This window comes from Jilunia laotingensis, assembly GCF_014385165.1.
In the GTDB taxonomy this organism is placed as follows: domain Bacteria; phylum Bacteroidota; class Bacteroidia; order Bacteroidales; family Bacteroidaceae; genus Bacteroides; species Bacteroides laotingensis.
Map to the genome: position 1 here is coordinate 3,777,119 of NZ_JACRTF010000001.1, position 13,166 is coordinate 3,790,284.

Annotated in this window: 12 protein-coding genes; 4 read left to right on the forward strand and 8 right to left on the reverse strand. The window is 31.5% G+C overall.

What is annotated here, in order from left to right; genetic code table 11:
• Positions 1-32: 32 nt before the first annotated feature.
• Genes H8744_RS14660 through H8744_RS19080 form a run of 4 tightly spaced genes read right to left on the reverse strand, consistent with a single transcriptional unit; the run spans position 33 to position 2,955 of the window.
• Complete coding sequence (locus tag H8744_RS14660) at positions 33-506, reverse strand: glycosyltransferase (protein ID WP_262435542.1); 474 nt, start codon at positions 504-506, stop codon at positions 33-35.
• A 16-nt stretch (positions 507-522) separates the two neighbouring features.
• Positions 523-981, reverse strand: a complete 459-nt coding sequence (locus H8744_RS14665) for a glycosyltransferase family protein (RefSeq protein WP_262435543.1) — start codon at positions 979-981, stop codon at positions 523-525.
• Positions 981-1,877, reverse strand: coding sequence for an ATP-grasp fold amidoligase family protein (locus H8744_RS14670; RefSeq protein WP_262435544.1), 897 nt, complete (start codon positions 1,875-1,877; stop codon positions 981-983). The genes H8744_RS14665 and H8744_RS14670 overlap by 1 nt, the downstream gene beginning before the upstream one ends.
• Positions 1,878-1,893: 16 nt before the next feature.
• The gene (locus H8744_RS19080) at positions 1,894-2,955 is read right to left on the reverse strand and encodes a glycosyltransferase (RefSeq protein WP_262435545.1); all 1,062 of its coding nucleotides are present in this window, start codon (positions 2,953-2,955) and stop codon (positions 1,894-1,896) included.
• Positions 2,956-4,418: 1,463 nt separating this feature from the next.
• On the opposite strand from H8744_RS19080, the gene H8744_RS14680 reads away from it, so the two are divergent.
• The 4 genes from H8744_RS14680 to H8744_RS14695 all read left to right on the forward strand — a co-directional run bounded on the left by H8744_RS14680 (position 4,419) and on the right by H8744_RS14695 (position 8,498).
• Positions 4,419-5,438, forward strand: a complete 1,020-nt coding sequence (locus tag H8744_RS14680; protein ID WP_262435546.1) for a hypothetical protein — start codon at positions 4,419-4,421, stop codon at positions 5,436-5,438.
• A 2-nt stretch (positions 5,439-5,440) separates the two neighbouring features.
• A complete protein-coding gene (locus H8744_RS14685; protein ID WP_262435547.1) occupies positions 5,441-6,316 on the forward strand; it encodes a T9SS type A sorting domain-containing protein in 876 nt (291 codons plus the stop codon).
• Between the two features lie 281 nt (positions 6,317-6,597).
• Positions 6,598-7,302, forward strand: a complete 705-nt coding sequence (locus tag H8744_RS14690; protein WP_262435548.1) for a hypothetical protein — start codon at positions 6,598-6,600, stop codon at positions 7,300-7,302.
• 5 nt (positions 7,303-7,307) lie between these two features.
• Entirely contained in the window at positions 7,308-8,498 is a 1,191-nt protein-coding gene (locus H8744_RS14695) for a T9SS type A sorting domain-containing protein (RefSeq protein WP_262435549.1), read from the forward strand.
• A 213-nt stretch (positions 8,499-8,711) separates the two neighbouring features.
• On the opposite strand, the gene H8744_RS14700 is transcribed toward H8744_RS14695, so the two are convergent.
• The 4 genes from H8744_RS14700 to H8744_RS14715 all read right to left on the reverse strand — a co-directional run bounded on the left by H8744_RS14700 (position 8,712) and on the right by H8744_RS14715 (position 13,163).
• Positions 8,712-10,070 carry a transposase gene (locus H8744_RS14700; protein WP_262435550.1) on the reverse strand — a complete coding sequence of 453 codons (1,359 nt, stop codon included), beginning with the start codon at positions 10,068-10,070 and terminating at the stop codon, positions 8,712-8,714.
• Between the two features lie 385 nt (positions 10,071-10,455).
• On the reverse strand, positions 10,456-11,130 hold the full coding sequence (locus tag H8744_RS14705; protein ID WP_262435551.1) for an acyltransferase: 675 nt from the start codon (positions 11,128-11,130) through the stop codon (positions 10,456-10,458).
• A 61-nt stretch (positions 11,131-11,191) separates the two neighbouring features.
• Positions 11,192-12,238 (reverse strand): glycosyltransferase family 4 protein, encoded by a 1,047-nt coding sequence (locus tag H8744_RS14710; protein ID WP_262435552.1) that lies wholly within the window; start codon positions 12,236-12,238, stop codon positions 11,192-11,194.
• A gap of 1 nt (position 12,239) precedes the next feature.
• Positions 12,240-13,163 carry a glycosyltransferase family 2 protein gene (locus H8744_RS14715; protein WP_262435553.1) on the reverse strand — a complete coding sequence of 308 codons (924 nt, stop codon included), beginning with the start codon at positions 13,161-13,163 and terminating at the stop codon, positions 12,240-12,242.
• Positions 13,164-13,166 lie beyond the last annotated feature (3 nt).

The window sequence follows — 13,166 nt, forward strand, 5'->3', positions numbered from 1 at the left end:
GAATAAAAATCTATTTGTTTGATAATATTTTTTCATATTGTTTCAATATAGTGTTCGATAGATTGAATAAGAGATGTAGATGCGGTTTCCCCTATACGATGCAATACTTTCAAATCGTTATTTAGTAATAGATCCTTTAATTGCTTTTGGTCATAGGCGACATAAGCATATCCTAATTCGTTCATTTTCATTGCTGTATGTAGTTGGTGATCATTCCTATGTTCTTGAAAAGAAGCAAGGCGTGGAAAAATAATTATGGGCTTTTCTTTAAATAATGCAGATATAATGGTTCCCATTCCAGCATGGGATATTATGATTCTAGCTTTTTCAAATAATTCTTCAAATTCTTTTGGAGATAAAAAATCAACAGTATTTATATTATGAGGTTGATATTGACCTCCATATACTTGAGCAATGACAGGTTCATTAATATCTATAGCTAAATCATCAATTATTTTAATCAATCTATCAAATGGGGCTTGTGTACCAATTGTTACTAAAATCATAATTATTTTATTAAAATTACTCCAAAATGTTTCCTGCGTAAATTATATGTTTATCAGACAAATGGTTCCATTGTGTGTAAATGCATGATGAAAATTTGGAAGCAATGTATCCACTCATTGATAATTTCTGAATATTTGCAATGCTATCGATCCAAACTGTTTTTTTTCCACAAATTTTTGCAGCAAATAAAAATATTAATCCTGGAGCTGCCCCTGTGCTTATTACTACATCAGGCGATTCTTTTATGATTAATTTCATAGCAGAAAAGAAAACTGGTAATAATAAATAAGCATTCCACCGACTAAAATCTTTTATACAGTAGAATTTGCTTTTTTCGACCATTGCTTCACATCCGGTATTTGTAGATACATAAACAACGTTTATTTTTTTTTCCAACGGTTTTGTTATTCTCAAAAGTTGTATCCAATGTCCGCCAATAGATGATACTGCCATTATTTTTTTCTTTCTTTCCATTATTTACAACATTCTGTAATTTGGTCTCCCATTTCATTTAACATCTTTTGTGAGAAATACGCCATTCTGCATCCATTTGATGTAAATGTAAGTTCTCCAAAATAAACTTTTGAATTAGATACATATAAATCTACTCTTACTACTTCAAAATCTTCAGATAAAATTTCTGCATACCTTATCATTTCCTCCAAACAGTCAGGTTTAGGAACTCTACTGCTGTTTTTATATTTAGATGTAATTTCTTCATGCAGAGATGTCCAATTTGGTAACTCATATAAATTTAAATCTACTTTATGATTTTGAAAATTTCGATTACATACTGTCAAGCAATATTTGGCTTTTCCTTTAAAGCACCAAAATTTATAATCTATAATAGAAGAAGAAATAGTTCTATGATTATTTGTTAATAGTTCTTCTGCTATAACACATTGTTTTATTTCTCTATAATGCGGTTCTGCAGATGTGATCCCAAAAGGATGTCTCATCCATTTATTCAATAATGAAATTATATCTTCTTTTTTGATATCTTGCTTATTGTTTACTAATATTACAGAGCCAAAGCCATTATTTGTTTTTAAAACAAATTGTTCTGGAAGTTTATCAAAATCTATTTCAGAAGGATGTCTATAGACTCCATACAACTTTACTAATAAATGTTCCAGTTTTTTCTTTATGACATATTCTCTTACTAAATATTTATCTGCTAATCTTGTCCATTTTTGAATATCAGTGTGAAAAGTTAACCACATCAATTTCTCATTTAAATCGTGTGGATGATTCATATCAGCAAACTTGTGAAATTTAAAAAAATACATCAATTTGGAGAGAATATAAGGATTCAAAATTTTTATTTTTTCCCCTCCTCTGATTAAATAATATCGTAATTTATCTAACATGTTATTTGTAAAAGCATTATTTGTTTAGTAAATTTTCATAAATTAAGATTAGTCTTTTTTCGATTTCATTTGGAAAGTGTTTCTTGCTCAATTGATAAGAGATCTCTCCCATTTCTTTTCGTCGTAAATCTGATAATAGCATTTTGTCAATACTTTCTTTTAATGCTTGTTGATCTCCTGGTGTAATTAACAACCCATTTTGAGAATTTAAAACGATTTCGGGTATACCTCCAACATTTGTTGCAATGATGGGTAATTTATATGACATTGCTTCAAGGATGGATATCGGCAATCCTTCAAAATATGATGGTAAAAGATAAACATCTGATTGAGCCAGTAGCATTTGTTTTTTTTCTCCGCTAACCCAACCTAAACAAAACACTAAATCTTCTAGTTCGAATTTTTTAATTTGTTTTTGTACTTCTTCTATTTCTCCAATCCCCCCCAATAAGCATTTTAGCTTTCCGCTGTATTCAGCCTTATTGTCTCGTAAAACTTCCAATATGTCATAAATACCTTTTGCTTTATTAATTTGGCCCATAAATAAAAAAGAACAATATTCTTGAGCCCTTTTGTTGTTGATAATTATAGGTTTAGGTATAATGTTATCAATAATTTTGACATTTTCAGGATTTGTGATTATTGATTTAAAAAAAGTCATCCAATTTTCAGAAAGAGCAATAATGAGATCGCATTTATTTAGTGTATGTCTTACACAATAAGGATGTTTTTTATAGAAATTTTTAAAACCACCGCCATGAATATGATATATTACTTTCTTATTAAATATTTTTGCCAAATATATAAATATAGCTTTTCTCCAAAAACTTCCTTTAGAAGCACCGTGGATATGCACTATCTTTATATCTTTTTGGGGCATAAACCAAAGATAAGAACTTAATCCATAAATAGTTTGTAATATTCGAACTAATAAGCTACCATCACGAGTACTTGCTACAAAATGAAAATCTTCATATATTTCTGAGTACATTTTTATAACATGAGACATCCCGCCTAATGTTTTTATATAATGGGGAGCGACAGTTAATATCTTAGATGAAATCTTTTTGTTTATCACAATTTTACTATTCAATTTATTCAGTTGACAAAACTAAGGAAATATTATAAGACTGACAAATAAACTTATATTATTTGTGATAAGTCTATGATAAAAGACCCATTTCCCCTCTATTTTCTAAATCTCTCTCTTTGTATAAAGAAGGTATGTTGATTTATGGAACAATTAAGTGCAAATAGTGTTAGATAATTTTTGAGAATGTTTATGAATTAGCGCAATACAGGATGTTTAGGCCTTTTGCGATTTGTATAATTTCTAACTGCTTCTTCAATTATAAAGATTTGAATTCTTTTTCGATTGTATTATAATTTGGGTATTATTAGTTACCCGTGTTGGCTTTATTCTTTGGTTATTTACCCTTTTGATTATCATGTGTGTTAAGTAGCCTATTTTCAGGTTGAAAAAGGAAAATTATGTGAAGGGGTTGAAAATGAATGATTTGCATAACAAATCGAAGTTCAAGAAGGACACAACATTTTAGATGAATGAAATAAATTTAGGAAACGAACTAATGAAAAAACATAAACTTGTTTGTATCAATTGGAAATTGTTTGTTACTAATCCTTAGAAAATTGCTATTGAGTTATATATCGTGTTAAACGTTGTCATTAGGCAGTAAGTGTATATGTAGCACATATTTGTATTCGAACTGTATTTTTTTGAATATCATCTAATCTTTAGATTTTAAGATGTTTTTGGAAGTTTTTGAAAAGCAATTTGGCTTGCTGGCGTTTTTTATAAAATTCGGCAACTTAAAGTGTGGAAATATGCATTGCATTAATTATACATGTGAATTCCCATTCTTGTTCTTCACCGCAGTATCTAATCATTCTGATTTTTTGGAGATAGTATTGTTTAGGGTAAAACATTATCAAAAGAGCATTTATGTCTGAAATCGCATTCTTAGATAGTCTAAGTGTCCATTTGAGGGGCAGTATTAAAAATTCTTTTTTGTTCTGACAAGTAACTAGTATCTTATCTGATGAATCTTATATTACATTTTGAAGTTATTATAACAGTGATCACACTTGTGGACAATTTAGTAGAACTTATCCCTTACTAAGAATGCACTAGTTTTGTGGTATTTATTTCAAAGAACTCTTTTAGAGTTTAATGGGGTGGCAATGTGTATGTAACTAATTGTTAAAGATAGCTCAATATGTGCCTTTTTGTGATTGTATTCAAATTCCATATTCAGTTGAAAATAATTGATTCAATGGTAAACTTTAAGACTTGTGTTATGTGGTTGTAGATTTACCTCATAGTAATTCTTTATTGTTTATAATTAATTTAGTCGTATGTAAGCGCAGAAAAATTAAGAATAAAAGTTTGCCCTATAACAATGTTATAAAACAATTTTGTTAATCATTAAAATAATATTATAAAAACAGGGCTAATTATGAAATTAATAGTTATCTTGCGCTGTAATTAATCTTAATATTTACTTTTAAAAATTCATTGTTATGAAAAAGCTTATTTGTGTTTTCTTTTGGTGTTTTCTTTATTGTTTTTACGGATTTTCCCAAACTTCACAGCAAGCTACAAGTCTTTTTGTGAATGATACTAGAGATGTCAATGAGCTTCCTAGTTCTTTTAAAAGGGAAATCAGAGCTAATTTAAAAAAAACGTCTGTGGTTGGATTAGAAAATTACGGTACATTTTCCACTAATTTATCAATAGCTCCTTGGAATGATGGATCGGCTGGACTGAATCATCAATTAAATTTCAATGATAAAGGAATATTTTATAGAAATGGAAATGTTTCTACTAATTTATGGAATAATTGGAACAGAGTAATGTTGGCTGATTCCGAAGGAAATGTAGAATTGATAGGCTCTGCAAAATCTCAAAATGATGAGTCATATGTATCTCTTATTTTAAGTAATAAAGGTGTTAATGGTGGACCACATCGTTGGAAAATTTCTACAGCCTCGTATGCCGGTGGTTATGGTGTTAAATCTAATGGTTATGAAATATGGGAATATCCTGCATTGGTAAATAGCAATGATGATTGTTGTAAACGTCGTTTTGTTATACAAACATGTAGAGATCAAGCATCATATTCTGCTGTAATCATAGGTCCTAAAGGTGGATTAAATATTGGATATCCATATTATTATACGGCTACTGATTTAAATGCTTTATCAGTGAATGGCAATGTAGCGATCGGTACTGTCAATACTGAAGGCTATAAATTGGCCGTTAATGGCATTATTGGTGCAGCAGAAATAATAGTTAAACCTGATTGGGCAGATTTTGTTTTCAAGAAAGAGTATAAACTTCCAACATTGAATGAAGTAGAACAGCATATCAATGAGAAAGGGACACTCCCTGGTGTTCCATCGGAGGAAGAAGTCAAGGTTAATGGTATAAAAGTCGGAGAAGTAAATGCACTTTTACTTCAGAAAATAGAAGAATTGACTTTATATGTTATTAAGCAGCAAAGAGAGATAGATGAATTGAAACAAAAGATTAAAGATTAGAAATGATGAGGAATATCAAATATTTGATAATTGTATTTTTGATGCTTTCCCCATTTGTATGTTCTTATGGTGATGGTTATAATTTAACTGGGGAAGCATATCCTTATCCAGGTAGAGTATATATATATCGTTATGATATACCGACAGGCATTCAGAGAAGTTATGGCACTGTAACATGGAAAGTTACTAATGGGAAAATAAGAGACTCAAATGGTGATTTTACTTTACATTCATTAACTCAACCTTCTTTGCATGTTGGTGATAAAATATATGTGATATGGGATGAAGATGATAACGATGCTTTAGGTTCTATTGAGATAGTAAATAATGCCTTTATGGATGTATATATTCAATCTGGAGATGTAGTTATTAATGATGTTTTTTTTAATGCATCGCATGATCAATATTTTGAAGGAACTTATCTGGCTTTAAAGAATCTTGCTATTGGAAGTAGGGCAAACATTACTTTTAACGGCTATAAATCCGTTCATATTCTCCCGGGTTTTGAAACTGAGCGAGGTTGTAAAGTTAGAATATGTAATGATCCATTTTGGGTTTATTCATTATCTGAAACTCGTAATTTGGATAACTCTTTAGGATATATAGATGATGAAAAAGATACTGAATTTTATAGTTTAACTTCAACTCTATCAGAAAAAAGAGTAACCTTGTCTTGTAATATTTCAGAAAAATCAAATGATGCTCAAATATACATTTATAATTCATCTGGCATTGTAATATTCAAGAAAAGTATTGATTTTGTTGGAAAGGGGAATATTTGTGTTGATGCATCAGAATGGTCAGCAGGTATTTATCTATATACATTAATAATTGATGGTAGCATCAGTGATACGAAAAGAATGATAATATCTAATTGAGGAGGAAGAAGAGGATGAACTTTTCTTGATTCTACTTTTGATGTAGTGAATATCGAAATTAGTATAATTATATATCTAAAAATAAACTTGTAGTGAACAAATTTTTGATATTTCAAAAGATATAGACTTATTTTATCAAATGCCAATATAACATTATAATAAGTATTGTGGATTGAAAATGTAATTCCTACCTACTATATTCAAATTTAATATTTATTTTTTTAATTTACTGTTATGAGAAGAAAGATCGTTTTTTATTAGGTTTAGTATTATGTCTGTTGTTGAGTATTATAAATCCGATATGCGCTCAAGAAGGTGGAACAGGTGTAAATGGTTTATCGATTGGCTCTACCACCAATAATACTTATTCCGCATTGGTAATACAAGGAGCTAATAAACCATATTTTGAATCAGGTAAACGTGATATCGTTTTTAAATTCAAAGATGCTGGTATGAGTGCAGTAAGGGCATACAGAAATGGATGGTATGGAACCTATTTACAATTTCTTACTAGTCATGATACAACTACAGTATCATTACGACCAAGGATGCATATTGATTCTTTTGGTAGAGTTGGAATTGGTACTACTAATCCACTTAAGGAACTTGATGTAAATGGTACTATCAGAGCTAATAGTTTTATAATAACGAATGGTAATATTTCAATTGGCACTGCAAATACTGAGGGATATAAATTGGCTGTTAATGGCATTATTGGTGCGGCAGAAATAATAGTTAAGCCAGATTGGGCTGACTTTGTTTTCAAGAAAGATTATAAACTTCCAACGCTATGTGAAGTTAAAAAACATATTGAAGAAAAGGGCACTTTACCAGGTATTCCAAGTGATGCAGATGTGAAAGCAAATGGTGTTGGTTTAGGTGAGACTAATGCTCTGTTACTCCAAAAAATAGAAGAATTAACTTTGTATGTCATTAAACAACAGGAAGAAATTAATGAATTGAAAGAAGAAATTAAAAATAAATGATTAATATGAGTAAAATTAGAATTATTTTATTTTTGCTATTATGCAGTAACATTAAAATTCTTTCTTCATTTGGTATCAATGGCCCCGTTAAAGTAGATGGAGGATCTTTGACAGGTTATACAGGGGATTTTAGTGGCATAATAGATTTTTCTACGAAAGTAGTATGGAAAGTTACTCACGGACGTTTTAATAATCCATTAGGCCCAACTTCTGTTACACAAACAGTCGGTGAAAATATTGTTGTAATTATTTGGGATGATTCTCCAGAAAAAGGAATAATAACTGCAACGGTTGCTGGCATGCATACAGTACGTTTGGAGGTGGACATAAATAGTGTTAAAGATATGCACATAACCGATTTTAGATGTAACGGAAATATAGTTACTAATGATGTAATTAGTCTTCCTTTGGGGCAGTCTGGCGTTATTGAATGTAGTGTAAATGATTTAGAATATCCTATTACGCATCTTAAAATTTATGGTTATAGATGGGATACTCCAGAATCGTGGGGTAGAGGTACATTTACAGGTCAAAGAACTGTGAAAATCAACTACGATGCTACTACAGGAAATGGGCAAAAGATTTCAGTTACTCCTATTGGGTATGGAGATGTATTAGGTAATACTAGAACAGTAACAATTAAGAGAGAGACGCCAGCTCCACCTCCATTTGATGGTAATATAAAAAATGTCACTATAACTTCTAATAAAACTTATAATCATTCAACCTTATTTGTTGAAGATGTCATTATAAAAAGTGGTGCTAATGTAATTATGAATGGCTATGAGTCAATTCGAATAGTCCCAGGTTTTACTGCAGAACAAGGAAGTACTCTAAGAATATATAATGGTTTCGCACCAAAAATACAGATAAGGTCTATAATAGATGGAGAGGAGGGTATTGGAAATGACATGGGCTTAGGCTTAGATAAAGACTTACCAAAGTTATATCAGAATTATCCTAGTCCTGCTCGTTCAATAACTACCATTCCTTGTATTATACCTGAAGGGATGAGAAATGCATATATTCATTTATATAATCTGATGGGAGTGTTAGTACAAGAAATTCCTGTTATTTCAATTGGTGAAAATCGTATTGATATAAATACTTCTAATTGGACTAGCGGACTATATATATATTCTTTGGTTGTTGATGGTCGTATAATCGATACAAAACGTATGATCGTATCAAATTAGCATATAATCATTTGGTGTATGACTATGTATTAAGTAGGGACATTCAGTAAATGTCTTTAAAAGTAATATGGCATATGAAGATGACTTACTAATATCATCTCATATGCCATTTTTATTGTCTATTTTTTCTCTCTGACCTAAAATCTTCTCCTTTTGGGCACGATGTTCCGGAAGAAGCCTGAGACTTCTTCTAACAGATTCTTTATACTTATGCTATGCAGCTTTCTTCTGTCCGTTTTTGATTTTATCAATCATCAATATGGCGTTTGCCGTATGTATCCCAAAGAAAATCCACAGGATTTCTGTTTTCCTGTTCCGTGCTTTGACTTTCGATAGCGAGTAATGCTGTTTTTGCGTACCGAAACTGCCTTCAAGCCTGGTGGCTCTTTCCCTCGAGAGTTCACTCCTGAGAACCTTCCTCACCGCCTCGTCCTTTGCAGCCCTTCCCTTGCGTACAAAGGAGGTTGATATCCCATATTTTGTACAGAACTTCCTGTTGGCATTATTGGCGTATATGGAATCGGCGGCCACACACCTGACCCTTACATTCATCAACTTCTGATGCATACGGATACAGTCTTTCAGACGTATGCCCTCATTGAATGCCTTGAAAGAGATGTGCTCGATGAACGAGATTCCGTCTATCTGTATGTTATTAGCCTTTGCACCGAACTCGACAGATTTTGTCTCCTTGCCCCTTACGATAGGGCGTACGTAATGACGGTCAATACTGACAATACGGTCACTGACCTTCCTGCCTTCAAAGAGTTCCTTTTCCTGTACAAGGACCTTTCTGATGATGGAAAGCCGTTTCTGATAATCCTGTGTATATGTGAGTGAAGAGCCGTGTTCTCTGTGAATGTCATCCCGTTGTATGATGAGTTTTTCCAGGAGTCTGATCATGCGATGCTTCAGCATTCTTGTCCTCGAAGCCTTCCTCTTTCTTTTCTTGCAATAGGATAGATAGGATACCGCAACATCCGCATATTTGTTACGGGGACGCCTTATGCCGAGTTGCCCACAATGTATGCAGACATGCCGGTAGAGCCATTCGACGCTTTCCCAAAGGAGCTTCATGTCCGTAGGGAAACGCATATGACTTTCATAGCATGTGGCATCGGTCATACATACGTGAAGGTTCTCAAGATAAGGCTTCCAGTGTGAGGCAAGGATTTTCTGAAGGGAGTCGATGTCAAGACGGGATGCTATCTCATTACGGACAGCACTGATTATCTTGTAGTTCGTTATAGGGCAGGACGGGTCTATCATGATACCACAGAACAACTGATAGTGTATGTTTCCGTTAAGATGTTCTACCAATAACCTGTCAGAGAATCCGGTATAAGACTTCAGTACCATAAGGGCTATCTTCGCGGAAGGACTGAAACAGTTCCTGCGACCCAAGCGGGATTGTGAAAGGCCTGTCTCTTTGGCTATACTCTCGAATGGAAACACGGAATGAAGACTGCCAAGTTCACTCGCATGAAAACTCTTACGATATTTTTCCAGAATATCGAATTCTGGAAACCCTAAAGTAGGGTGAATTTCTGAAATATTTTGTATCTTCGCCATATCTTAGTGTGGATATTTCCCCCGTTTTGGCCGTCAAACCGTATTTTAGGGGGAATACATAAAGATACAAAAAAGCCAACTAATTCGCAATACTTTTAGTATGAATTAGTTGGCTAATTTTATAGGATTTACTGAATATCCCTAAGTATTCAAGTTTAAAAGTAAGCATTCGGTGAACTTCGCCTTTTAGCTTCTTGCCTCTGGTGCTACCTTTGGTGCAAAAGTTATGTGGAATCTGAAATCTATTGAATTAATTTATTCCCATTGCGAGAGTAGCAGTTTAAAAGTTCGTGATTTTTGTGCCAATGAAGTAATCAACAAGGTTAAATTCTGTTGTTGTAAAGAACATTTTCTAAATCGCATTTAGGAATTAATTTTAATGCAATTATGATTTCCAAAAAACATTTCTTTTTACAATTTCTTGCTTTCTTCCTGAGCCGCCAACCACAACGTTACTTTCATTAATAGATTTTGTAATAACAGAATTAGCTGCAACTATTACATTGTCTGATATTTTCACATTTTTCAATATAGTATTTCTGCATCCTATCCAAACATGGTTACCAATAATTATGGGTTTGGGAGAATTAATAATATTTCCTTCATAATCCATAATATGATGAAAATCCGTATCCATAATTAAGACGTCCCACGATATAGTGCAGTCATTACCAATGATAATTTGTTTATAACAAATTATTGTCGTTTCTCCAGTTATAGTAAGATTATCACCAATAGTTAAAATTGCATTTTCGCCTATGCATATTTTACTCCCTTGACCTATAGTTATAGCACCTTTTACGATTAGTGTTCCATTTACTTCCCAAATAGCCCTAGAATATTTAATATCACGAGACCCTAATAAAGAGCTTCCATATCTTATTAGACCAGTTTTAATAGGACAATCAAATATAATTTTCCCATTAGTTTTTAATAATTTTGTGTGTCTACGGATTAAGATAGGTAATTTTATTGCAGACATAAAAGAACAATATTTTAAATTTATATACAATGTCTTTAATATACTTGTCTCTCTTATAAATTTTATCACATTTTTCATGGAATGACAAATTTTATTTTAATAACAATTGGGATCAATACTATTATTTAACAATTCATGTCTACAATATATATATTTGGTCATAATTTTCGACCATATTTGATATGTCATAATTTCTTGTTGCAAATTTCTGAGCTTGAATTGCGATATTATTCGCCTCGTTGGGATGTTCTATAATATATTTTATTTGTTGAGCTAACGAAAAAACATTTCCACATTCGAATGTAAAACCATATTTCCCACTTTCTATAACTTCCATAGGACCTTCAATATCAGATACTAAGACAGGTATTCCCGCTACCATACCTTCAGCAACTGTTAAGCCAAAACCTTCATTTAGGGATGGTTGTACTAGCATGTCGTAATTTTTCAAATGTGAATATATATATTCTCTATCTTTTAACCCCAAAAAGTGTATAGAATCGTTCAGATTGTATTTAGACATTAACTTTTTGAGATATGTTTCTGAGCTACCGATTCCTATAAAATCTATTGAAATTTTGATGGGAATTGTTTTTTTTTCCTTTACTAGTAAATTTAAGGCTTCAATAAGAAAATGCTGCCCCTTTTTTAGATGTTCTAATCTGCTAACCTGTACTATTTTGCATTGTATCTTATCTAATGATGAAGAATTTTTATGTAAGATTTTATGTGTCTCTATGCCATTATGAACAATAGATACATTTTTTATATTATGCTTGCATAAGTCGTCTTTTACTGCTTGAGAAATAGCTATGATATGGTCGTAATATTTAGCACAAATTAGTGGAAGTCTTGTATCATGGACTGTAAGAAATGTTTTATAGAACTTGTGTAGGAATATATATTTGATTATATGTGAATTATGACAATGAATAATATTGGGGTGAAAAGAATATATTATTTTATTCAATTTTACTACATTCCATAAATTTTTACTACTTTCTTTTCTGTTAAGTAATATTACTTTGCACTTTTTGTTTATTTTATTTATTAAATTTATATCATATGCATTATTAATTATACATAAACCAACCTCATGAATCTGTACTTGTTGGTTTATTATATCTATAAGCATGGTCTCAGCACCACCTACATTAAATGAAAAAATACAGTGTAGCAATCGCATTCTAATTATTATTTTTTATTTTTGAATATGAGATAATAAACCATCGTAATAATTTGCCTAAATGTAGAAATCTTATTATTTGTATAAATAAGATTCTCTTTTTAAAAGAATTGAGCATGCTATCATATCCAAGATAATCTTCATCGGCTATGAGGAGAAACATACTTTTTGTTATCATTTTCATTAGTTTTTCATTTTCTCCATATTTAATATAATCATCATGAAAAGTATATATTATTTCTTGTAATGCAATTCCTTGATTATGTATGCTATTACGATTGTTCAAAAAATAATCAAAGGAGACAGAATCATTTCTCCCATTTTCGACTTTTTTTATAGTTTTGTGAGTGAAAAATTGTTGTTTAGAATCTTTGTAGTATTTAAAAAATGTAATTTTCTCGTAAATGCGTATTTGCTCATTAAAAGAATATTTTTTCATAATTTTTCGGCTTACTACATGAGCAAAATCTCCGTCTATTTTTCCTTGAATCCAATCTTTGTAGTTTATTACGGAACATGTACCTTGCAGCAAAGGTTGTGCCTGATAATAATTTTCTCTCGAATCTACGGCAAACAAATAATGTTCATAGCCATCATATTGAACTAATGTTTGTTGAATTATCTGAATCGCATCTTCGGTTAATTCATCATCGCTATCTAGAAATAGAATGTAATCACCGGTACAACAAGAAATTGCATAATTCCGGGCAGCATTTACTCCTCTATTTATATCAAACTTAAGTAGATGTATGTTATTATGTTTTTCAGAGAATTCTTTTGCCAATTTATAACTTTCATCTGTTGAGCCATCATCTACTATCCAATGTTCAATTTCATTGGAAGAATTTTGTTGAGCAACACTTTTTAGACACCTAATTATGCAATCTGCTCGATTATATACTGGGGTAATTATAGACAATTTCATGAA

Coding starts and splice junctions, on each gene's coding strand:
- H8744_RS14660 (WP_262435542.1), bottom strand. CDS start 506: ATGATTTTAGTAACAATTGGTACACAAGCCCCATTTGATAGATTGATT.
- H8744_RS14665 (WP_262435543.1), bottom strand. CDS start 981: ATGGAAAGAAAGAAAAAAATAATGGCAGTATCATCTATTGGCGGACAT.
- H8744_RS14670 (WP_262435544.1), bottom strand. CDS start 1,877: ATGTTAGATAAATTACGATATTATTTAATCAGAGGAGGGGAAAAAATA.
- H8744_RS14680 (WP_262435546.1), top strand. CDS start 4,419: ATGAAAAAGCTTATTTGTGTTTTCTTTTGGTGTTTTCTTTATTGTTTT.
- H8744_RS14685 (WP_262435547.1), top strand. CDS start 5,441: ATGATGAGGAATATCAAATATTTGATAATTGTATTTTTGATGCTTTCC.
- H8744_RS14695 (WP_262435549.1), top strand. CDS start 7,308: ATGAGTAAAATTAGAATTATTTTATTTTTGCTATTATGCAGTAACATT.
- H8744_RS14700 (WP_262435550.1), bottom strand. CDS start 10,070: ATGGCGAAGATACAAAATATTTCAGAAATTCACCCTACTTTAGGGTTT.
- H8744_RS14705 (WP_262435551.1), bottom strand. CDS start 11,130: ATGAAAAATGTGATAAAATTTATAAGAGAGACAAGTATATTAAAGACA.
- H8744_RS14710 (WP_262435552.1), bottom strand. CDS start 12,238: ATGCGATTGCTACACTGTATTTTTTCATTTAATGTAGGTGGTGCTGAG.
- H8744_RS14715 (WP_262435553.1), bottom strand. CDS start 13,163: ATGAAATTGTCTATAATTACCCCAGTATATAATCGAGCAGATTGCATA.